Origin of the sequence: Pseudomonas sp. SWRI99 (assembly GCF_014270125.1) — a bacterium.
In the GTDB taxonomy this organism is placed as follows: domain Bacteria; phylum Pseudomonadota; class Gammaproteobacteria; order Pseudomonadales; family Pseudomonadaceae; genus Aquipseudomonas; species Aquipseudomonas hamedanensis.
Map to the genome: position 1 here is coordinate 166,721 of NZ_JABWQR010000009.1, position 20,958 is coordinate 187,678.

General features: G+C 60.2%; 18 protein-coding genes. 9 read left to right on the forward strand and 9 right to left on the reverse strand.

What is annotated here, in order from left to right:
* Positions 1-41 precede the first annotated feature (41 nt).
* From HU743_RS09905 to HU743_RS09920, 4 genes are all read left to right on the forward strand, one after another.
* Entirely contained in the window at positions 42-224 is a 183-nt protein-coding gene (locus tag HU743_RS09905) for a DUF6026 family protein (protein WP_186548314.1), read from the forward strand.
* 208 nt (positions 225-432) lie between these two features.
* On the forward strand, positions 433-2,181 hold the full coding sequence (locus tag HU743_RS09910) for a phosphoethanolamine transferase CptA (protein ID WP_186648371.1): 1,749 nt from the start codon (positions 433-435) through the stop codon (positions 2,179-2,181).
* 340 nt (positions 2,182-2,521) lie between these two features.
* Positions 2,522-4,750: a TonB-dependent siderophore receptor gene (locus HU743_RS09915; protein ID WP_186648372.1), complete on the forward strand. Its 2,229-nt coding sequence runs from the start codon at positions 2,522-2,524 to the stop codon at positions 4,748-4,750.
* A gap of 93 nt (positions 4,751-4,843) precedes the next feature.
* Entirely contained in the window at positions 4,844-5,053 is a 210-nt protein-coding gene (locus tag HU743_RS09920; protein ID WP_186648373.1) for a hypothetical protein, read from the forward strand.
* Between the two features lie 81 nt (positions 5,054-5,134).
* Here the strand turns inward: HU743_RS09920 and HU743_RS09925 are convergent, their stop codons facing one another.
* The 3 genes from HU743_RS09925 to zapE all read right to left on the reverse strand — a co-directional run bounded on the left by HU743_RS09925 (position 5,135) and on the right by zapE (position 7,507).
* On the reverse strand, positions 5,135-5,632 hold the full coding sequence (locus HU743_RS09925; protein WP_186648375.1) for a GNAT family N-acetyltransferase: 498 nt from the start codon (positions 5,630-5,632) through the stop codon (positions 5,135-5,137).
* A gap of 155 nt (positions 5,633-5,787) precedes the next feature.
* Entirely contained in the window at positions 5,788-6,369 is a 582-nt protein-coding gene (locus HU743_RS09930; protein ID WP_186648377.1) for a DinB family protein, read from the reverse strand.
* A 19-nt stretch (positions 6,370-6,388) separates the two neighbouring features.
* A complete protein-coding gene (gene zapE, locus HU743_RS09935; RefSeq protein WP_186648379.1) occupies positions 6,389-7,507 on the reverse strand; it encodes a cell division protein ZapE in 1,119 nt (372 codons plus the stop codon).
* Positions 7,508-7,721: 214 nt separating this feature from the next.
* On the opposite strand from zapE, the gene HU743_RS09940 reads away from it, so the two are divergent.
* The 4 genes from HU743_RS09940 to HU743_RS09955 all read left to right on the forward strand — a co-directional run bounded on the left by HU743_RS09940 (position 7,722) and on the right by HU743_RS09955 (position 11,142).
* Positions 7,722-8,579: an SDR family oxidoreductase gene (locus HU743_RS09940; RefSeq protein ID WP_186618961.1), complete on the forward strand. Its 858-nt coding sequence runs from the start codon at positions 7,722-7,724 to the stop codon at positions 8,577-8,579.
* Positions 8,580-8,666: 87 nt separating this feature from the next.
* The gene (locus HU743_RS09945) at positions 8,667-9,278 is read left to right on the forward strand and encodes a Yip1 family protein (protein WP_186618962.1); all 612 of its coding nucleotides are present in this window, start codon (positions 8,667-8,669) and stop codon (positions 9,276-9,278) included.
* A gap of 42 nt (positions 9,279-9,320) precedes the next feature.
* Complete coding sequence (locus HU743_RS09950) at positions 9,321-10,664, forward strand: cation:proton antiporter (RefSeq protein WP_186648381.1); 1,344 nt, start codon at positions 9,321-9,323, stop codon at positions 10,662-10,664.
* Positions 10,665-10,848: 184 nt separating this feature from the next.
* Complete coding sequence (locus HU743_RS09955; protein ID WP_186548333.1) at positions 10,849-11,142, forward strand: hypothetical protein; 294 nt, start codon at positions 10,849-10,851, stop codon at positions 11,140-11,142.
* A 105-nt stretch (positions 11,143-11,247) separates the two neighbouring features.
* On the opposite strand, the gene HU743_RS09960 is transcribed toward HU743_RS09955, so the two are convergent.
* Genes HU743_RS09960 through HU743_RS09975 form a run of 4 tightly spaced genes read right to left on the reverse strand, consistent with a single transcriptional unit; the run spans position 11,248 to position 17,748 of the window.
* Positions 11,248-11,778: a hypothetical protein gene (locus tag HU743_RS09960; protein WP_186648382.1), complete on the reverse strand. Its 531-nt coding sequence runs from the start codon at positions 11,776-11,778 to the stop codon at positions 11,248-11,250.
* A 56-nt stretch (positions 11,779-11,834) separates the two neighbouring features.
* Positions 11,835-13,775: a PAS domain-containing sensor histidine kinase gene (locus tag HU743_RS09965; protein WP_186648383.1), complete on the reverse strand. Its 1,941-nt coding sequence runs from the start codon at positions 13,773-13,775 to the stop codon at positions 11,835-11,837.
* Positions 13,776-13,780: 5 nt separating this feature from the next.
* On the reverse strand, positions 13,781-16,099 hold the full coding sequence (locus HU743_RS09970; protein WP_186648384.1) for an ATP-dependent DNA helicase: 2,319 nt from the start codon (positions 16,097-16,099) through the stop codon (positions 13,781-13,783).
* Positions 16,096-17,748, reverse strand: a complete 1,653-nt coding sequence (locus tag HU743_RS09975) for a VRR-NUC domain-containing protein (RefSeq protein ID WP_186648385.1) — start codon at positions 17,746-17,748, stop codon at positions 16,096-16,098. Before HU743_RS09975 ends, HU743_RS09970 begins: the two co-directional genes overlap by 4 nt.
* 190 nt (positions 17,749-17,938) lie before the next feature.
* Between HU743_RS09975 and HU743_RS09980 the strand changes: the two genes are divergently transcribed.
* Entirely contained in the window at positions 17,939-18,163 is a 225-nt protein-coding gene (locus tag HU743_RS09980; protein ID WP_186548345.1) for a YgdI/YgdR family lipoprotein, read from the forward strand.
* A 187-nt stretch (positions 18,164-18,350) separates the two neighbouring features.
* Here the strand turns inward: HU743_RS09980 and HU743_RS09985 are convergent, their stop codons facing one another.
* Positions 18,351-18,725, reverse strand: coding sequence for a hypothetical protein (locus HU743_RS09985; RefSeq protein WP_186648386.1), 375 nt, complete (start codon positions 18,723-18,725; stop codon positions 18,351-18,353).
* Between the two features lie 235 nt (positions 18,726-18,960).
* The gene (locus HU743_RS09990) at positions 18,961-20,814 is read right to left on the reverse strand and encodes a polyurethanase (RefSeq protein ID WP_186648403.1); all 1,854 of its coding nucleotides are present in this window, start codon (positions 20,812-20,814) and stop codon (positions 18,961-18,963) included.
* Positions 20,815-20,958 lie beyond the last annotated feature (144 nt).

Here is a 20,958-nt window from a genome sequence, read left to right on the forward strand (position 1 = left end):
GGCGACCTTACAGTTGATGCACGCCATTTGCGAGGTGAGCAATGGGCACAGTACACACAGCAATGCCGCCACAAACCCTCTACGTCACGATCCGTCGCGATGAATTGCGTCAGTTGAAGGACGAGCGCGACCAGTTGAAACACGAGTTGGCGCAGCTGCGCGCATTGACTCAAGACGCCCAGCCCCAACCCCGCCCGGTTGTGCTGCGCGCGCCCAACGCCTGATCCTGCCTGCTACGGGAGCGGCCATCGTCGTTCCCGACCTGTTTCACCCCTGCGCTTACGGCTGTTGCGTGGCGCCGATTAACGAAACTTTCACATTCGCTTGGGGATACTCCGCCCCCATTCTGGCCGTACCTGCGCGTACGGCTTTTGTTCGTCGGTGTCATGGATGCGTTCCGGCGGTGGTTTGATGACTGAGCTGGAGTGCTGAATGGCATTGTTCAAACGCAGCAAAACGACTGCGACAGGTTTCGACTGGGCTGGTTTTCTCTGGCTGTTCGTATTTTTCTGGTACTTCTCCGGTATCACCCAGCTGTTGATTCAGTTGACCGGCACTTCCGGCTTCACCGGTTTCCGCCAGGCGTTCGTCATGAGCGCGATCTGGCTGGCGCCAATGTTGCTTTTCCCCAGACACACCCGCTTGCTCGCCGCCCTGATCGGCGTGGTGCTATGGGCCTGCTCGATGGCCAGCCTTGGCTATTTCTTCATCTATGAGCAGGAGTTCTCCCAGAGCGTCATCTTCATCATGTTCGAATCGAACATCTCTGAAGCGGGCGAGTACATGACCCAGTACTTTGCCTGGTGGATGGTTCCGGCGTTCCTCGCGCATACCGCATTCGCTTACTTCCTGTGGACTCGTCTGCGCCCTGTATACATGCCGCGTGGCCGTGCGTTCGTTGCGGCGATGGCGATTCTGATCGCGGTGATCGGTTACCCACTGGTCAAACAGACAATGCGCATGGGCTCTTTCGCCCAGGGCTTCGAAAAATTCGAAACCCGTATCGAACCGGCCGTGCCATGGCAGATGGTCGTGGCGTATCACCGTTATCAGGAAACCCTCGCCGACATGCAGGGCATGCTGCACAACGTGAGCAAGATCCCTCCGCTGAAAAACCTCAAGGACGCCTCCGCCAATCAGCCGGCGACGCTGGTGCTGGTCATCGGCGAATCGACCAACCGTCAGCGCATGAGCCTCTACGGCTATCAGCGCAACACCACGCCGGAGCTGGACAAGCTCAAGGACCAACTGGCGGTGTTCAACAACGTCGTCACCCCTCGCCCGTATACCATCGAGGCGTTGCAGCAGGTGCTGACCTTCGCTGACGAAGAGCATCCGGACCTGTACCTGACGACCCCGTCGCTGGTCAGCGTGATGAAACAGGCCGGGTACAAAACGTTCTGGATCACCAACCAGCAGACCATGACCAAGCGCAACACCATGCTCACGACGTTTTCCGAACAGGCCGATGAGCAGGTGTACCTGAACAACAACCGCAACCAGAACGCCGCGCAGTACGATGGCGACGTCATCGAGCCGTTCAACAAGGCCCTGGCCGACGCGGCGCCGCGCAAGCTGATCGTCGTGCATTTGCTCGGCACGCACATGAGCTACCAGTACCGCTATCCGCCAACCTTCGACAAGTTCAAGGACCGCCAAGGCGTACCGGCTGGCGTGCGGGACGACCAAGTGCCGACCTACAACAGCTATGACAACGCCGTGCTGTACAACGACTTTGTCGTGTCGAGCCTGATCAAGGATTACGCCAAATCCGATCCCAACGGTTTCCTGCTGTACCTTTCGGATCACGGCGAAGACGTGTTCGACTCGGTCGGCCACAAAACCCTGGGCCGCAACGAAAACAAACCGACCGCGCCGATGTACACCATTCCGTTCATGGCCTGGGCATCGCCGAAGTGGAAGGAAACTCACGACTGGAACTTCGCTGCCGACCTGGAGCGACCGTACAGCAGCTCGCACCTGATCCACACCTGGGCCGACATGGCCGGCCTGAGCTTCGACGAACTCGACCGCAGCAAGAGCCTGGTCAGCGACAGTTTCAAGGTTCGCCCATTGCTGATTGGTGATCCTTACCAGACACAACAGCGTGCGTTGATTGACTTCAGTTTGATGAAGCCCAAAACCGCCGCTGCAGGACCTTCGGAAGTCGTGCAGAAATAAACCGTTGTTCGCTTGCAGGAGAGCCTCGTATCGAAAGATGCGGGGCTTTTTTGCGCTTGGAGGAAGTACAAACGCGCTCGCGGCGGGGTGTCATTCCAGATTTTCTGCGACTGATCCACCGCGTTCGCGAGCAGGCTTGCTCCCACAGGGGAACGGGTGTGCTTCGCAGGTTTTGCGGCGGTTGCCTGCCCTGCCCTCACTCCGACTTCTTTAAATGGTCGTGCGAAAAGCTGAAACATCCGCAAATAACAATACTTCTCGTCTCCCCCTAAATCCCCACCCCACCCTTCGTCTTTGAACAAACGGAAATTTTTCCCTCGAAGACAAGGAGTCGGCTGCGATGTTTGCGCCCATCACCCGTTCCATGACCCTGACCCTTGGCCTGTGCGGTGCTGCTTTGAGCGCTGATTTGCTGGCCGAATCCGAAGCTGAAAAGCCTCCGCAACCCGCCGGCAATGCACTGGAACTGGCCGCAACCAACATCAGTGCGCAAGGCCTGGGCACCAGCACTGAAAACACCGCGTCCTATACCACTGGCGCGATGAGCACGGCGACGCGCCTTAACCTGTCGATCAAGGAAACCCCGCAATCGGTGTCGGTGGTCACGCGTCAGCAGATGGATGATTTCAAGCTCGGCACGTTGTCCGAGGCGATGCGCCAGACCACGGGTGTGGTGGTGCAGCATCTGGATTCGGATCGCGTCAGTTATTCTTCGCGCGGTTATGCGATCGACAATTTCCAGATCGACGGGATGCTCAACACCTTCGATCGAATGAAGTCCGACTCGGACACGATTATCTACGACCGCATCGAAGTGGTCCGCGGCGCCACGGGGCTGACCACGGGCGCAGGGGATCCGTCGGCGACCATCAACATGGTGCGCAAGCGGCCGACTGCGCAATGGCAGGCGCTGGCCGGGGTCAGCGGGGGCAGCTACGACAATTACTACAGCTACGTCGATGTCGGTGGCCCGCTGGCGTTTGATGGTCGCTTGCGCGGCCGTACGGTGCTGGCCTATCGCGACAGCCAGTCGATCAAAGACAAATACGCGCTGCAACGGGAGGTTGGTTACGGCGTGCTGGAAGCCGACCTGAGCGACTCCACCGTGCTGGCAGTCGGTTACGACTACCAGAACAAGCACGTACAAGGTTCGTCCTGGGGCACCGTGCCTTACTGGAATGCCGATGGCAGCAAGGCCGGGCTGGGACGTTCAACCAACATGGCGACGTCGTGGAGTTCCTGGCCGCTGCAAGACAAAACCGCGTTCGCCACCCTCGATCAGCAACTGGTCGGCGGCTGGCGCCTGAAAGCTGCCTACACCCACCGGCAAAGCGATACCGACGGCAAGGTCTATTACGGCGGCGGCGGATTTCCCAAGGCCGACCGCAGCGGCATGACCGCCTACACCTCGCACATGATCGGCACGCAGAAAATGCAGGCGTATGACTTCAATGTTTCCGGCCCCTATTCGCTGCTGGGGCGTGAACACGAAATGATGTTTGGCTATGGTGAGGCCGAGCGGCGCTCGCACTCCCCTTATACGGTTGCCAGCGCGCAACCCGGCGATTACGAAACCATCCGCGACTGGAAGTGCATGAGCGGTATCGCCAAATTCAGCGACACCGTCACCGATCTCACTGGATCCAAAGACAATACCCGGCAGCAAGCCGGATACATCGCTACGCGCCTGAGCCTGACCGATGATCTGCATGCTGTACTCGGCAGCCGATACGGTAGTTGGGCAGCGTCCAGCACCGGCAACAAATTCGATACCAATCGGCAACTGACCGAGGTCGATTACACCACCCAAAAACAGAACGATGTCTGGACGCCTTACGCCGGGCTGCTGTACGACCTGACGCCGCAATACACGGTGTATGTGAGCTACACCGACATCTTCAAACCCCAGGGCAACCGCGACAAGAATCGCAAATACATTGACCCGGTCGTCGGCAGAAACTACGAGTTGGGCCTCAAGGGCAGTGTGTTCGAAGAACGCCTGAATCTGTCCATGGCGGTGTTCTGGAGCAAGCAGGACAATGTCGCCGAAGTCGACAACTCGGTGCCCCCGGACCCGGTAACCCGCGAACAGTTCTACAAGTCTGGCGGCAAGGGCAACAAGGTTAATGGCTTCGAAGCCGAGGTGTCCGGTGAAGTCATGACGGGCTGGAACATGACGGCCGGTTACACCTATACCCACTCGGTTAACGGTGCGAGCGAGCGCACCAACACCAGCGAGCCAATGAACCTGTTGCGGGTCTCCACGGCCTATCGCCTGCCAGGCGAGTGGCAGGCGCTAACCGTGGGCGGCGCGGTGAACTGGCAAAGCGATGTCTACGGCAACTCGATCCGCCCGGTCGGGCTCACTACAGAAAACGCGCGCATCAGCCAGAGCGCCTACACGGTGGTCAATCTGATGTCGCGATATGCGTTCGACCGCCACCTTTCGGCGTCGCTGAACATCAACAACCTGTTCGACGAGAAGTACTACGACAACGTCGGCTTTTACAACGGCGTGTATTGGGGCGATCCGCGCACCCTGACAGTGAGCCTGGACTGGAGGCTTTGAGCTGTTAACACCAACTTAATGCCGCCAACCCACAGTCATCTCCGAGGTCTGCTTCATGGATGAACGACTCCCACTTGTTCAGTAGGAGGCACCATGAAAATCACTACCGCAATGTTCGCTGCACTGCTCGTCCTCGTCTCTTCGAGCGTTTTCGCCGAGGGCGGCGCCGAGCGCATGCGTTACTACTACGACAATTTCCCGGTCCAGCACGCGCAAAGCGCACAGAAGGCCGACGCTGACGCAAAAGAAATCCGCGTTCCCGCCGACCAGACCGCGCAAGTCACCGAGTCTTCTCGCGACTGAATATTTGCATCACCGATGGACCTTCCATGGCTTCGCTCTGGCCTGGAAGTAGACAGTTGGCGCCCGTTTCGGGCGCCTTTTTTATGCCTGCAGGTTCTTGATCCAGAACAGCATCTGGCCATGATCGGGATTGAACATCCCCGGGGCGAAACCGAATTTGCGGTAAGCGCCTTGTGCCACAGCGTTGCCTGCGAGGACTTCCAGGGTGATCTTGCAGCAACCGCGCTGACGAGCGATATCCTCGACCTTGCAGAGCATTTTCTGGCTCAGGCCGAGGCCGCGGAATTTGCCCACCACCGCCACATCGTGGACATTGACCAGCGGTTTGCAGGCAAAGGTTGAAAAGCCCTCGAAACAGTTCACCAGACCGGCCGGCTCGCCGCCGACAAACGCCAGCACGCTGAAAGCATAGGGCCGCCGCGCAAGTTCTTCGGGCAGGCGTTGCAACAGCTCCCTGGCGATCGGGTGTCCGCCGCCCATGGGGTCTTCTGCATAATGATTGAGCACGATACCGATGGCCTCGGCGTGTAACGGATTGGTGTAGCTGGCCTGAAGCACAAGAATTTCTGCGGAATCCATTTCCATCCCCGAACAAACAATCGCCCCGGCACGCAAAGTGCGAACTGAAAGGCGGGTTGACCTTAGCGCGAGTACGGACCGGGCCACAATTGGAAAATAGAAAGATCCCAGCCTTCGGCAGCAGCTGCGTGGGGCCGCTGCGCTCTTTTGCTTTATCAATGTCCCCAGATCAGTTCCTCGGTCCAGCCCAGTTCGGCAAAGTCTTCGGCGCGCAGTGCGCTTTCGCCGGCACAGAAAAATTCATCCAGTTGCGGTGGCTCGACCGACGTCCCGCTGAGCATCGCATGGACCTGACCTCGATGATGGATCTGATGCCCAAACAGATGCGACAGCAGACGCAGACGACTGTCATGTTGCGGTGTGTCGCGCGCAATGGTGACGATTCGCGTCAGCTCGGCATCGCGCAGTTGTTCGCAATAAGCGATCAACCGTCGGTCGACGCGGGCCTGCTCGTCGCGCAACGAGGCGGCTTCGGTAAATGGCTCGTCCTGATTGAAGAACACGTAGCAGTCCGGGTGCGGCTCGTCACCGCGCAGCTCTCGCTCCAGCGCATCGACGTAAAACCAGTCGCAGGTGAGAATGTGGTTGAGCGTCAGGCGGATGCCCGGAAAGAAGCTCACCCGTGGCGCCGCCAGTTCAGCGGCGTCGAGCTGGATCCAGGCCTTGGCCAGACGATGATTGGCCCAGGCATTTTGATAGGCCATGGTCAGCAAATGATGGGACAGCGGTTGGCTCATGTCGGCGCCCTCTCCTTGTTCAAGCTTCGGCGAAACGCTGCAGTTGCATCTCTTGTAGACGGCTGAGGGTGCGGCGGAACGGGAACTGCAGATAACCCTCGGTGTAGAGCGCATCCATCGGCACCTGCGCCTCGATGTACAACGGCACTTTACGGTCGTAGCACTCGTCCACCAGCGCGATGAATCGACGTACGCCATCGTCGTGCACCGACAATTGCGGCAATTCGCGATCACCTGCGATCACCCGTTCGGCGCCATCTTCGGTGCCGCGAGCAATGCGCCCCTCGCGCTTGCGCGCACTCAGGTTCGGCACTTCGCTCAACAGAATAGCCCGGTAGCAGTCGCACAGCGCGATGAAGTCCATCGCGGCGAACGGTTGCTCGCACAGATCAGCGTAACGGCACCACAGCACGTCTTGGCTGGCCCGCACCACATTGAGCATTCGGTGCCCCACGGCAACGGGCTCGGCAGCGGACGGTTGCCCGGCATTCAGTACGTTGAACACCTCGGACAATGCGCTCGGCGATCCGGCCGCACTGACAAAATAGCGCCGTTCAATGGCGCCCGGATGCAGGCGGTGATCCTCGGCGCCGTTCACTGCGACCACTTGCATGTGCGCCTTGATCGCGGCAATCGCGGGGGTAAACCGGTCGCGGTTGAAGCCATCGGCATACAGATCGTCCGGCGGCAGGTTGGAGGTACAGACCACCACCACGCCCTCGTCGAACATGACCTGAAACAGGCGCCCGAGAATAATCGCGTCGCCAATATCGTTGACGAACAGCTCATCGAAGCACAGCACGTGGACCTCAGCGGCCAACTCGCGCGCCAATGCCCGCAAGGGATCAGCGATGCCGGTCAGTTGAAACGAGCGCTGATGCACCCATCCCATGAAGTGGTGAAAGTGCTGGCGCCGGGCGGGCACGCGCAGGCTCTGATAGAACTGATCCATCAGCCAGGTCTTGCCGCGTCCGACCGGGCCCCACAGGTACACACCGCTGACGGAGCGGGCACCGCTGTGCAAGGCTTCATGGCATTTTTGCAGCGCCCAGACCGCGTGTTCCTGAGCTTCATCCTGGATGAAGCCCTTATGTTGGACCGCGTGTTGCCAAGCGCTCAGGGGGGAGTCGAAAGTCATGCGCGGCAGTATGCCATGACCGCGACACGAGCGGCGCTGTACGAAAGCGGTGGGTCAGCCAAGGTTTCCAGACTGATCAATTGCCTTCGCGAGCAGGCTCGCTCCCACATTTGGATGCGATCCACGCAACTAAATCCGCTGCAAATCCGATCGAACTCAAGGCAAAGCCATCGGGTCAACCCCGAACACTGGCCTTGAAATCAGGAGACCCGCGATGACTGACTATCCAAAACCACCCTTCCCCCAACAAGCCCAACCGGTGCCCGGCTCGCAGCGTAAAATGGAACCGTACCCCGACTGCGGCGAGCAAAGCTACGTTGGCTCCGGGCGACTGAGCGGCAAGATCGCCCTGATCACCGGCGCTGACAGCGGCATCGGCCGCGCGGTGGCGATTGCCTTTGCCCGTGAGGGCGCCGACGTCGCCGTCGCCTACCTCAACGAACACGAAGACGCCCAGGAAACCGCACGCTGGGTCGAACAGGCCGGGCGTCAATGCCTGTTGCTGCCCGGCGATATCGCCGAAAAAGCCCATTGCCAGGCGCTGGTCGACAAGACTGTAGAGCGCTTTGGCCGCATCGATGTGCTGGTCAATAATGCCGCGTTCCAGATGACCCACGAAAACTTTGAAGACATCCCCGATGACGAATGGGTGATGACCTTCGACGTCAACATCACCGCCATGTTCAGGATTTGCCAGGCAGCGATCAAACACATGCGTCCCGGTTCATCGATCATCAACACCAGTTCGGTCAATTCGGACATGCCCAAACCGACCCTGCTCGCCTACGCCACCACCAAAGGCGCCATCGCCAACTTCACCGGTGGCCTGGCGCAGATGCTCGGGCCTAAGGAAATCCGTGTGAACAGCGTTGCACCCGGGCCGATCTGGACGCCGTTGATCGTCTCGACCATGCCCGAGGAAGAAGTGCAGAACTTCGGTGGCAACACGCCGCTCGGCCGCCCCGGTCAGCCGGTGGAAGTCGCGCCGATCTACGTGCTGCTGGCGTCGGATCAAGCCAGTTACATCACCGGCCAGCGCTACGGCGTGACCGGCGGCAAACCGATGCTGTAACCGTGTTCAAGAAAAACTGAACCCAGCGGCATGACGCCTCTCCATACCTGTAAGCGCCCAACGGGCCGTCAGGAAAAGGAGATCGTCATGTCCGCACCGATCGTCAAACTCTTCACCCAACCCAATTTCGCCTGGACCGATATCCGCCGCGAAGAAGAGGCTCATCCGCGCCACTATCTTGCGCATTTGCTGGTCCTGGCGCTGATTCCTGCTGTCTGCCTGTTCGTCGGTACCACCTATGTCGGCTGGAGCCTCGCCGCGGGTGAGACGGTAAAGCTGAGCGCCGCGAGCGCTGTGCAATTGTGCGTTTTGCTGTACCTGACCATAGTTATCGGCGTGGCGTTGATGGGCGGTTTCATCCGCTGGATGTCGCGTTCCTTCGATACCCGCCCGACGCTGAATCAGTGCATCGGCTTTGCCGCCTACACCGTGACACCTTTTTTCATCGCCGGAATCGCCGGCCTTTACCCAAGCCGCTGGCTGGCCATTCTGGTGCTGGGGGCGGCATCGGTGTATTCGACGTTCCTGCTGTTCGTCGGCCTGCCGACCTTCATGCACGAACGCCGGGAGCAAGGCCTGTTGTACTCGGCGAGTGTCTGGGGCGTCGGTCTGCTGGTGCTGGTGACAATCCTGGTGTCGATGATCCTGCTGTGGTTCAACGTGCTCACGCCTGAGTATTTGCGCACCCATGCGGGTTGATCCGGTGCGTTTGCGCCTGACGACACGTGGCGGTGCCCGAAGATGAACTTCAGCGTATGGGTCGCGGTGCTCGGCGGCGTACTGCTGACCCTGGCCCTGACCTCTTCGTGGCTGCGCTGGCTGCCGGTCACGACGTCAGCGGTGTGCCTGCTGCTAGGCATCGTTATCGGCCCCAGTGGCCTGAACCTGCTGAAACTGTCGCTGGAAAACGCTTCGCTGTGGATGGAGCACCTGACTGAAGTCGCGGTGCTCTTTTCGCTGTTTGTCTGTGGGTTGAAATTGCGCCTGCCGCTGCGCAACAAAACCTGGTGCATCGCTTTCGGCCTCGCCGGGCCGGTCATGCTGCTGACGATCATCGGCGTGTGCCTGCTGCTGCATTGGGGCCTGCAATTGCCGTGGGGGCCGTCATTGCTGATCGGCGCGATTCTCGCACCGACCGATCCGGTCCTCGCCGCGCTGGTCCAGGTCAACGATGCGCAGGACGTCGACAGCGTGCGTTTCGGCCTTTCCGGAGAGGCTGGACTCAACGACGGCGTCGCATTCCCTTTCGTAATTCTCGGCCTGCTGTTATTGCACGGCGATGGCAGCCCCGGCGAATGGCAGGACTGGGTATTGCGCAGCCTGTTGTGGGCCGTGCCGGCGGGTCTGCTGACCGGTTACTGGATGGGCCGTGGCATCGGCCGCATCGCCCTGTCACTGCGGATTCACAACGAGGACAGCACACTGGGGCCGAATGATTACCTCACGCTGGCGTTGATTGCACTGGCTTACGTGGTTGCGGATGCAATAGGCGGCTACGGGTTTCTCTCGGTGTTCGCCGCCGGCCTCGGCTTACGCCAGGAGGAAGTCAAATCCACCGGCGTCACCCAACCGCCGGCCGAGCATCTGGTACAACCCGTGGTTGGCCACCAGAACGTCGAACCGCAGGACGCGGTGCATGGCGATACCGCGCAACTGCAGGACAGCCAGGTGGCCGCCGGCATCATGATGGGCGACATGCTTGCCTTTGGCAGCCTGGTCGAGCGGGCGATGGAAGTTTTTCTGGTGACCCTGCTCGGCGTCGTACTGATCGCCCATTGGGATTGGCGAGCGTTGTGGATTGGCGCGGTACTGTTTTGCCTGATTCGCCCGCTGAGCGTGGCCGTGATGCCTTGGGGCAGCTTGCTCAGTTGGCCCCAACGCGGGCTGATCGGCTGGTTTGGCATTCGCGGCATCGGCAGTCTGTTTTATCTGTTTTTCGCCTTGAACCACGGCTTGAGCGCCGAGGTGGCGACGGTGTGCACCGATATCACGTTATCGGTGCTGGCCCTGAGCATTCTGCTGCACGGCGTGAGTACGCAGCCGATGCTCGCGCGGTACGAACAGTTGAAGAAACGAAAAAGCTGATTTTTCCAGCGCTCCAAATCGTTGGAAATAATCGAATTTTTTTCTGCAAAAAAATGGATCAGCCAGCCCCGTGCGCGGGTCACAACATTAACCGCGCCAATCACCCGGCGCGGCCCGGCAGGTTCGGTTCCCCTGCGGCACGCTGCCTATGAAAAGGAACCTCGACAACATTAAGGTCACGGTCATGAACGAATGCTCGACTCCTGCGCAAATCAAGGCTTGCAGAGCGCTGGCTCTGGAACGCAACCGCCAACTGTTCGAAGAAGCCCACGCACTGAACAAAGCGGCGAACGAACTGCTTGAAACGACCCCGACGGACTTCGAGCGATTCGAGCAATACCGAGCCTTGCGCAAGAAAGCCGATGCGAAGTTTGAAGACGCGATCGACCATTTGTATGTCTTGAACGAAGATTTCCCGCCCATTCCAGCGGCGGTGCAGAATGCCGTGCAAACGCGGCGTGAGCTTGAGACGGCGTAATCCAGGACTCATCACCCCAGCGCTCTCTTTCGCCAGAGGGCTGGGGTGAGGAGACATCCCACCCCACCACACATCCAGCGCAAGCGCCTCACCCGCCCGTCCACCTCATGGATTGGTCACCTGAATAAACACCGCATAAACGCCCAACAGAACCCAGAACGTGGCAAAGATCCACGGCGTGCGCACCGAAAACAGCAGCGACTTGCGATAGCCCTTATGACTCGATTCCATCTCGCTGAACAGCGGCGACTCGTCATAGGCCAGGCCCATCACCGGTTCACTGTGCAGCAATTGGCTTTGCTTGAAATGCCAGTGGTCAATGATGTCGTACGCCGCGCGAATCCCCGGCCAGGCGTTGAGTGAACTGAGCACGCCAAGCAATGCCAGAAACGGCGGCACCACCAGGGTGAACATCTTGCCCCATTCCGGATTGAGGTTAGCCATGCACGAGGCGAAGGCAATCACCAGAAACGACTGCGCCGCCAGATAGGCGTCGGTGCGATTGGCGAGGATGCTGGTCTCGTACTGGATTTCCCGGCGATAGAAATCCAGCCGTTCCTTGGGCGAGCCGAACATCTTGGCGTTATGTTCGGTCAGGGTTTCTTCAGCGGTCGGCTGAGTCAGTATGCGAGGCAAAAGACGCGCCCTCCAGATGAATAAAGACCATTGGAAGGCTGCGTATTCCGACAAGTTCAGCCGGATCGACCAGTGTCCCTTTTCATCGACCGGGCGATGATTTCGACCAGGTTCATTTGCGTGAATGGCTTGGGCAGTCGCGGCAGTTGCGCGGCGAACCCTTCCAGGCGTTCGGCATAACCGGTGGCGAGAATGATCGGCAGGTCCGGTTTGAGCAAACGCACGGCATGCGCCAGTTGCGCACCGCTCATGTGCGGCATGGCCATGTCAGTGATCATCAGGTCGATGACTTCGCCCTCATCGAACAGCTTCAGAGCCTGGTTGCCCGAGGTAGCACTGACCACCCGATGGCCGAGGTCCTCGAGCAACAGACTGGTGCTGGTCAGCACCAGAGAGTCGTCGTCCACCACCAGTACACTGAGCCTTGGCACCGTGATCGGCTCGGCAGACCGGCTCTGTGACCGGCTTGGCGCGCCCTCGCCGGCCACCGGAATCCACAGTTCAGCGGTGGTGCCGTGGCCTTTCGCACTCTTGAGGACGAAACGCCCGCCCAACTGCTCGATAAAGCCATGCACCATCGACAGCCCCAGCCCGGTGCCTTTGCCCAAGCCCTTGGTGGTGAAAAACGGGTCCCTGGCCGAGGACAAGGTGCTGGCGTCCATGCCCTCGCCATCATCGATCAGACGCAGGCAGACATAACGCCCCGCCGCCAGCGTCGCATGGCTTTGTTCAAGCACCACTTGCGGTTGCGCATCAATGATCACGCAGCCACCTTCGGGCATGGCATCGCGGGCGTTGGTGGCCAGGTTGAGCAACGCCAGTTCCAATTGATTGTTGTCGGCCAGCACCGGTTCCAGCCCCTCGGGAAACCGCGTCTCGATGCGAATTCCCGGTCCCAGCGAGCTGCGCAGCAGCCCGGTGATGCCTTGCACCAGTTGCGGGATATCGACCGACTCGGTCTTGAGTTCCTGGCGGCGGGCGAACGCCAGCATGCGCTGGGTCAGCGATACGCCGCGCAAGGCACCCTGAGTGGCATTCTCCAGGAGGCGACCGATCCTGGCGTCGTCACCCACGCGCTTCTGGACGATTTCCAGGTTGCCGAGAATCACCGTCAGCAGATTGTTGAAGTCATGGGCGATGCCGCCGCTGAGCTGTCCGATAGCCTGCATCTTCTGCGCCTGGAACAACGCTTCGCGGGTTTTCTCCAGCGCCACCTGCGCTTCGTGGGCCTCGGTCACGTCACGGGTGATCTTGGCAAAACCCAGCAGCGTGCCCGTGTCACCGCGAATCGCATCGACCACCACGTGGGCCAGGAAACGCGTGCCGTCCTTGCGCATCCGCCAGCTTCGATTTTCGAAACGCCCCTCGCGGGTGGCGATTTCCAGCGCCCGCTGCGGCTCGCCGTTGTCGCGGTCTTCCGGGGTGTAGAAAATTGAAAAATGCTGACCGATGATTTCTTCCGGCAGATAGCCCTTGATCCGCTGGGCGCCCTGGTTCCAGTTGCTGACGCGCCCCTCGGGGCTGAGCATGTAGATCGCGTAGTCCGTAACGCCCTGCACCAGCAGGCGAAACTGCTGTTCGCTTTGCTTGAGGGTTTCCTCGGCCATCTTGCGGTCGGTCAGGTCGCGGGTGATCTTGGCGAAACCCAGCAACTGACCATTGGTGTCGATGATCGGATCGATCACCACGTGCGACCAGAAATGCGTGCCGTCCTTGCGTACCCGCCAGCCTTCGCCTTCAAAGCGTCCTTCGTTGATCGCGGTGTCGAGCGCCTGTTGCGGCAGGCCGGCAGCACGGTCGTCAGCGGTGTAGAACCGCGAGAAATGCTCGCCAAGGATTTCGTTTTTTTCGTACCCCTTGAACCGCTTGGCGCCGGAGTTCCAGCTGGTGATGATGCCATCCGGGTCGATCATGTAGATCGCGTAGTCGACAACCGCATCGATCAGCAGCCTGAAACGCCGCTCCTCGATCGCAGCCGTCCTGTTGGGTTCACTCATCACTTTCACCGCACAGTGTCATGTGCTGAAGTATGCGTCATTGCGTCGAATTGGACAGCCACCGGGTCGTTTTTGAGCGCCCACCAGCGCGGTAACAACTGCTGGACCCGGGATTCGGCAAAGCGGTCGTCAATCAGTACCACCACCCCCCGATCCTCACGGGTGCGGATCACCCGGCCGGCGGCCTGTACGACTTTCTGCACCCCCGGATACAGGTAGGTGTAGTCATAACCGGCACCGAAGATCGCCGCCATGCGCCGCTTCAGTTGTTCGTTGACCGGATTGAGCTGAGCCAGCCCGAGGGTGGCAATGAATGCGCCGATCAACCGGGCGCCCGGCAAGTCGATGCCTTCGCCGAACGCGCCGCCCAGCACAGCAAAACCGACGCCTTGGCTGTCCGCGGTGAACTGGTCGAGGAAGGCCTGTCGCGGCCCTTCAGCCATGCCCCGCGACTGTTGCCACAAGGGAATCCGGGGATGGCGCTCAGCCAGCAAGGTCGCCACTTGCTGCAAGTAATCGAAGCTGCTGAAAAACGCCAGATAATTACCCGGGCGCTCAGCGAACTGGCGTGCAATCAGTTCGACGATGGGTTCCAGCGAGGCCTGACGGTGATTGAAACGGGTCGATATCTGGCTGACGATGCGGACCTGCAACTGTTCCGCGGCAAAGGGCGATTCGACGTCGATCCACACCGTATCGCCCGGGGTGCCGAGCAGATCGGCGTAATAATCATGCGGACTGAGCGTCGCCGAGAACAGCACGCTGCTGCGCGCCGCTTTCAGCCGTGGCCCGATGAACGCCGCCGGCACCACGTTACGCAAACACAAGTGCGACATCGGACGCGGGCGGTCGAGGTCGCGCTTGCTGATGTCGAACAGGTAATGCGCGTCATACAACTCCGCTACCCGGGCAAACTGCAGCAAGTCGAAATAGAAATTCTGCAGTCCGCTGTCCAGGCCCTGTGGATGCTCATTGAGATAATCGCCGATCGCACCGCAGGCCAGGGCAATCGCTTGCAGCAATTTTTCCGGAGGCTTGTCGTACGCCTGATACGCCGCCAGCTGCGGGGCATGCAGGGCGTTCCATTCGCGGTTGATCCGTTGCAGGGCTTTTTTCAGCGCTGCGGGTGCGGTTGTACGCACGCTGGCGAAGGTGAACTGATCAAGGCTGGCGCTGTACATTTGCCGGCCGCGCTCAACCAGGTTGTGCGCCTCGTCGGCCAGCACCGCAACTTTCCATTGATTGAGCTGCGCCAGGCCGAACAGCAGCGCACTGAAATCGAAGTAATAGTTGTAGTCGGCGACCACCACGTCAGCCCAGCGGGCCATTTCCTGGCTCAGGTAATACGGGCACACCGCGTGCTGCGCGGCGACTTCACGCATCGCCGCCTGATCCAGCAGGTTGACCCGGGCCGCGGCTTCACGGGCAGCGGGCAAGCGATCGTAAAAACCCTGCGCCAGAGGGCAGGATTCGCCGTGACAGGCTTTGTCCGGATGCTCGCAAGCCTTGTCCCGCGCGACCATTTCCAGAACCCGCAACGGCAAGGCCAGCGATTGCGCGAACAACACCTGACTGGCATCGAGTGCCAGCTTGCGCCCCGGTGTCTTGGCGGTGAGAAAGAACACCTTGTCCAGTTGCTGCGGTGCCAGGGCCTTGAGCATGGGGAACAGCGTGCCGAGGGTTTTGCCGATTCCGGTCGGAGCCTGGGCCATCAGGCAGCGACCGGTGCTTACGGCCTTGAACACCGACTCGGCCAGATGCCGCTGGCCCGGACGAAAGTCGGCATGAGGAAATGCCAGTTGCTGCGCTGCCAGATTGCGCGCCTGACGATGGGCCATTTCCTGTTCGGCCCAGTGCAGGAACAGCGCGCATTGCTGTTCGAAAAACGTTTTGAGCGCCTCAGCGCTGTACGCCTCGATCAGGCACGTCTCCTTTTCGCTGACGATGTCGAAGTACACCAGCGCCAGGTTGATCTGCTCAAGACCCAGCTTGCCGCACATCAACCAGCCGTAGATCTTCGCCTGCGCCCAGTGCAACTGGCGGTGATTGGCCGGTTGCTTGCTCAAATCGCCACGGTAGGTTTTGACTTCTTCCAGGCAGTTTTGCGCCGGATCGTAGCCGTCCGCCCTGCCCTTGACTTTCAACTGGCGGAACTCGCCTTCCAGCGCGACTTCGCTCTGGTAGTGCGCGCTGCGCCGGGCGGCCACGGTGCGATGGCCGACAATGCCTTCCAGCGCTGTCGGCGACGGGGTGAACCGCAGGTCGAGGTCACCGGTCTTGGCGGTGAACTCGCACAACGCGCGCACTGCAACGCTGTAGCTCAAGCGCTCTGCTCCAGCCATTGCACGTAGCACACCGCAACCGGCATCTGATGCGCATGACAGAATTCCAGCCAGCGCAGTTGGTTGTCCTGCAAGCGGTCGCCGGGGCCTTTGACTTCAATCATCCGGTAGGTCTTGTGCTGCGGCCAGAACTGGATCAGGTCAGGCATGCCGGCACGGTTGGCCTTGATGTCGAGCAACAGACGCTTGAACCAGTGCTTGAGGTGTTCAGCCGGCAGGCAGGCCAGCGCCTGCTCCAGCAGGTCTTCATGCAAGGCGCCCCAGAACACGAACGGAGACTGTATGCCCCATTTGCTGACAAACCGGGCGCGAATGGTCTCGGCATAACGGCCGTCGTCAAGTTCGGCCAGGCACGCATCGAACAGCTCGGCGCGGCGTTGCTGAAAGTCTTCGTTCAACAGGTCAACCGGACCGCGCTGGAACGGGTGAAAGAACGCCCCCGGCAGCGGCGCGAAGATCGCCGGCCAGCACAGCAGGCCGAACAGTGCATTGATCAGGCTGTTTTCCACATAGTGCACCGGGCCATCGTCGTCATGCAGGTGAGCCTGCACATAACACTCCACCGACAATGCCGGGTCGCTGCGCGGCAGTTGCAGGTCCAGACGCTCGACCGGTCTGGCCTTGACCCGTTTCAGCGGTGGTCCGCCGAGTTTGCGCCGCAATCGCGGCACTATGCGCTGCAGGCCCTGTTGTTCGGCGGCACTTTCCGGCGCCTGTTCAGCCAGCGTGGCGAGTTCCAGCGCCAACGGGTATTCGCCGCAACGCTCCAGAACCCGGATCATGCGCAACCGCGTGCCGGGACAGGCGCTTTCGCGGTAGACGCTCAGCGCGAAGGCAAGCTCGCCGATGCGCTCGGCGTACTGGCCGATCTGGAACAGTACCTTGTCCCGACGGCGTTGCAACCACGGATTGTCGAAGTGCAGCGCGCTGACCTGCTCGGCGATGGCTTGCAGCGGTTCGCCGGCCTCGAAACGCAATTGGCACTGGTGCAGAAACAGGCAGGCGTCAACGTCAGCCCGGCTGCGCAGGCCGCGGGATTCGCTGCAGAATTCAACTTTTTCGTAGATAAAGATGCCCAGGTCGGCCAGCACGAACTCTGACCAGTCCTGATACAGGTTGCCGAAGAACATCAGCCGCAAGCGATCGCACAGGTCCATGATCGTCAGGCTGAACAGCTGATCGTCGAGCAGCGGCGCCCAGTCGCACAGGCGTCGGGCGTCGGCAAACTGCTCGGTCAGCAACGGCAGCCAATCGTCTTTGCGCCCCTTGGGCTGGTCGATGAAAGGGCCGAACGCTTGCAGAATCTCGGCCTTGAGCAACACATCGAACAAGTCGACCATGGACAGTGACGCCTGCGCGTCGAGCCAGCCGTGATCAAGCAGCGGCTGCGCGGCCTGCGCGATATCACCGATCTCGTCGTAATTGAGTTTACTCGCGCGAAAATGCACCCCCTTGCGCATGACCAGCCGCACCAGCAAACCCTGTGCAGCCTGGGGCAAGGCTTTGAAGTCGCGGATGAACCCGTGCTCGGTTTCGCTCAGCACATCGGCATAACGAAGTTCAAGCCAGTCAAGCACTTGCCGGAAGTTGTTGAGGTAATAGAACGGGTCGTCGAGGGGATTGGCAGTCACGGAAATTCAGGGCCATGCGGGCGAATACTGGTTATGCGTACAGATACCAGTTCTGCCCCGCCGGGTGCAAACGGAAAAGGATCAGTGGCATTTTTTAACTGAGCCATCGAACTTTTTCCGGCGTAGTGGCACCAACCGCGTTAGAGGCCGACAATGCTCGGCATTACGTGATGAGGAATCAGAGGTGGGTATGAAAATCAAGGCACTGGGCATCCCCTTGGCAGTAACGGCGCTGCTGGCCCTGGGCGGTTGCTCGACGCAGACAGTGGTCACGTTGCAGAACGGCACCCAATACCTGACCGAGGACATGCCGAAGACCAAGACTGAGGATGGTTTCTACGAGTTCGAGGACATTTCGGGCGCCAAGGTCAAGGTTCGCGCAGACGAAGTTGCAACGGTGCGCAAGGAAGACTGAGTCGGCACGGTTCCCCCGACCGAGCATTCCCACGCTCGTGGGAATGCAGCCGGGACCCTCTACGTCCCCTTAGAGCCGAACGCGGAGCGTCCGTTGAGGCATTCCTTTGCTACGCGTGGGAACGATCAATCAAAAGATCGTCCGATCGCGGCCCGAACCTTCGGCAGCTCCTACAGGGATCGTTTCGTCATTCGAAAGTCGGCATCCCGGGAATGCTGCCGTCGCAACGCAGGTAACTCCCGCCCCGCTTCGCCAGTTCCCCCTGCAAACGTTGGCAACGCTCCAGATCCTGCTGCACCATGCGGTCGATGCTCAGATTGCCAGTGGTTTGCGGCACCTTGCCGTCGCCCAGGCGAATCGTCATGAACGGCTGTTCGGGCTGAACCTGAAAACGGCTCTTCTCTTCGACCGGTTCCACCGGTTCGGTTGCCGCCGGCGCCGGCAGTTGATCAGTGGTGATGCCGTAGCGGCTGAGGATCGAGCTTTGAGGCAGATCGGCCCAGACACTGGGCGAACAGAGCACCCATGCAATGAAACCGACAGACCCCTTGAAACCTTTCACGTTTGAATCTCCTGTGCTCATGGGCGGCTAGCTGTAGAACGTGTGTACACGTGATGGCTTTAGGCCGCTTTTCCTGTTTTTGCAGGGTTTGGAGTCAGGAGATGGCTATCAAGTCACTTTTGATACCTGTTGTGGCGAGGGAGCTTGCTCCCGCTTGAGTGCGCAGCGGACCGAAAATATGGGTGAGCGCTGCGCACTCAAGCGGGAGCACGCTCCCTCGCCACAGGGGTATGGATCAGGCGATGACAATCCCGTCAGCACTCAAACTCCCCAGCGACACCCCCACCAACGTCACCGAATCCGCCCCGAACGTCAGCAACGTATCCTGCCCTGCGCTGGAGGCGTGTGCGCGAAAATCATCTCCCGGCAACACACCCTGCACGCCCAGAAATACCAGTTTGTCGTTGGCCGTATAGCCAACCACCCGGTCCTGGCCGAACGCTCCATTGAACAGGAAGGTATCCGCGCCGCCCCCCGATTCCAGCAGATCGTTCCCGGCGCCGCCGACAAACACGTCATTGCCTGCGCCGCCGATCAAATGATCGTTGCCAGCAAGACCGAATAACCAGTCACCGCCGGCATGGGCCTTGAGGGTATCGGCGCCAGCGCTGCCTTTGCTGCTCGACTCGTAGGCGGTGAGGCTGGTGCCGGATTTCAAACCGCTGGCCGTGACGCTGTGCACCACATCGTCCTTGAACACGCCCCAGAGGAAACCGGGTTCCTGGGTGACGATGCTGCCGATGTCCCGGGTGATGCTGATCCCGCCGTTGGCATCGCGGATATACAGGGTGCCGGCGCCGTCGTTGGCAAAGTCGAAGTTCTTCACCGTCTGCTGCAAATCCAGCGTGTTGCTGCCCTGCCCGCCGAGGATGACGTTGTAACCACCGCTGTCACGAAAGCTGTCGTTGCCGGCGCGCCCCTCCAGATAGTCGCTACCACTGCCGCCCTGAATCAGATCGTTGGCGTCGCTGCCGATGATAAAGGTGCTGCCCTTGTGGGTCTCGGCATTGCGGTTGAGGTCTTGCACCCAGGTGTTGGCCCGCGCCGGGTCGGACAGGTTGGCGACGATGATCGTCGAGTCGCGGCTGGTCAGGTCATAGAACGCCGACTCCAGCACGCGAGTCATGCCGTCGCCGTAGCCGGTCGGCAGGTGTGAAATCCACGTCGGGATATTGAGGATCGAGTACGGCAGCACATTCCAGGCATTCGAAGCGTAGTGATCGTTGAAGCTGACGATGTTGTCGGCGGTCGAGGTGTGCGGCGCATCGTGCACGCCGACCGAAGCACCGGTGAATGTCGAGCCGTCGAGGGCGCGGAACACCGGGTCGTTTTCGTAGCCGATGTTAAGCACCTTGTCGGTGCTGCTCTGGGTGGGTGAGGCGTAGGCGATGTAATTGGACTCGGCAAAAAATCCGCCCCACTTGTCGCTGCTCAGATCGGCCATGCTGTTGACCGCCAAGCCGCCGAGGCTGTGGCCGCTGACCAGCACGTCCTTGCCGATCAGGCCGTTGGCCTGGGCGAACGCGACGACGTCGCTGAGCAGATTGCCAAAGGCTTCGCCGACATAATTCTTCGCATAATCCGCCGGGCCGAACGCGGCGAGCAGGTCGTTGATCACGTCACCAATCGAGTCGCCAATGAGGATTTCACGCGGGCCGCTGGTGCCACGAAACGCGATGCCCAGCTCCGTCAGATGCCCCTGCGCGTCGTACTTGCCGAGGATTTCCACTTGCGCGCTGGTGTAGCCGGGCTTCTCGCCGAAAAAGGTTCCGCGGGCGTCGGTCTTGCCGTCGTAACCCAGTTGCGCCGCGGTGATCGGTGTCCAGCCGGCCTGTTTCACCGCCTCCAGGGCAAGTTTTTCCGAGTCGGGATTCCACGGGATACCGGGAATGACACCCTGCGAATCCGTGCCGCCAATCAGCGCGGTGACCAACGTCGCCGGCAGGCCGAGGCCGAAGCCGTTGTCCTGATAACCGGCGGCAAAGCCGTTATCGAGGTTGTGGTAGGAATACAGCGTGATCGCCATGGCATCGCTGAACAATGCCTGTGACTCGGCTGTACCGAAGTTTTTGTAGTCATACACACCCATTGCCATTGCCTCTCTTGTGTTGTTGGAATTGTCAGAGATAGCTCACAGCCAGAGCGCCCCACGGGGACGCCCCGGAGCATTTCACAACTTCTTGCACATCACCCCTTGTAGGAGTGAGCCTGCTCGCGATAGCGGTGTCCCAGC

What these genes read in the sequence shown, in the direction of transcription:
- HU743_RS09905 (WP_186548314.1), top strand. Translation starts at nt 42, where the DNA reads ATGGGCACAGTACACACAGCAATGCCGCCACAAACCCTCTACGTCACG.
- HU743_RS09910 (WP_186648371.1), top strand. Translation starts at nt 433, where the DNA reads ATGGCATTGTTCAAACGCAGCAAAACGACTGCGACAGGTTTCGACTGG.
- HU743_RS09915 (WP_186648372.1), top strand. Translation starts at nt 2,522, where the DNA reads ATGTTTGCGCCCATCACCCGTTCCATGACCCTGACCCTTGGCCTGTGC.
- HU743_RS09920 (WP_186648373.1), top strand. Translation starts at nt 4,844, where the DNA reads ATGAAAATCACTACCGCAATGTTCGCTGCACTGCTCGTCCTCGTCTCT.
- HU743_RS09925 (WP_186648375.1), bottom strand. Translation starts at nt 5,632, where the DNA reads ATGGATTCCGCAGAAATTCTTGTGCTTCAGGCCAGCTACACCAATCCG.
- HU743_RS09930 (WP_186648377.1), bottom strand. Translation starts at nt 6,369, where the DNA reads ATGAGCCAACCGCTGTCCCATCATTTGCTGACCATGGCCTATCAAAAT.
- zapE (WP_186648379.1), bottom strand. Translation starts at nt 7,507, where the DNA reads ATGACTTTCGACTCCCCCCTGAGCGCTTGGCAACACGCGGTCCAACAT.
- HU743_RS09940 (WP_186618961.1), top strand. Translation starts at nt 7,722, where the DNA reads ATGACTGACTATCCAAAACCACCCTTCCCCCAACAAGCCCAACCGGTG.
- HU743_RS09945 (WP_186618962.1), top strand. Translation starts at nt 8,667, where the DNA reads ATGTCCGCACCGATCGTCAAACTCTTCACCCAACCCAATTTCGCCTGG.
- HU743_RS09950 (WP_186648381.1), top strand. Translation starts at nt 9,321, where the DNA reads ATGAACTTCAGCGTATGGGTCGCGGTGCTCGGCGGCGTACTGCTGACC.
- HU743_RS09955 (WP_186548333.1), top strand. Translation starts at nt 10,849, where the DNA reads ATGAACGAATGCTCGACTCCTGCGCAAATCAAGGCTTGCAGAGCGCTG.
- HU743_RS09965 (WP_186648383.1), bottom strand. Translation starts at nt 13,775, where the DNA reads ATGAGTGAACCCAACAGGACGGCTGCGATCGAGGAGCGGCGTTTCAGG.
- HU743_RS09980 (WP_186548345.1), top strand. Translation starts at nt 17,939, where the DNA reads ATGAAAATCAAGGCACTGGGCATCCCCTTGGCAGTAACGGCGCTGCTG.
- HU743_RS09990 (WP_186648403.1), bottom strand. Translation starts at nt 20,814, where the DNA reads ATGGGTGTGTATGACTACAAAAACTTCGGTACAGCCGAGTCACAGGCA.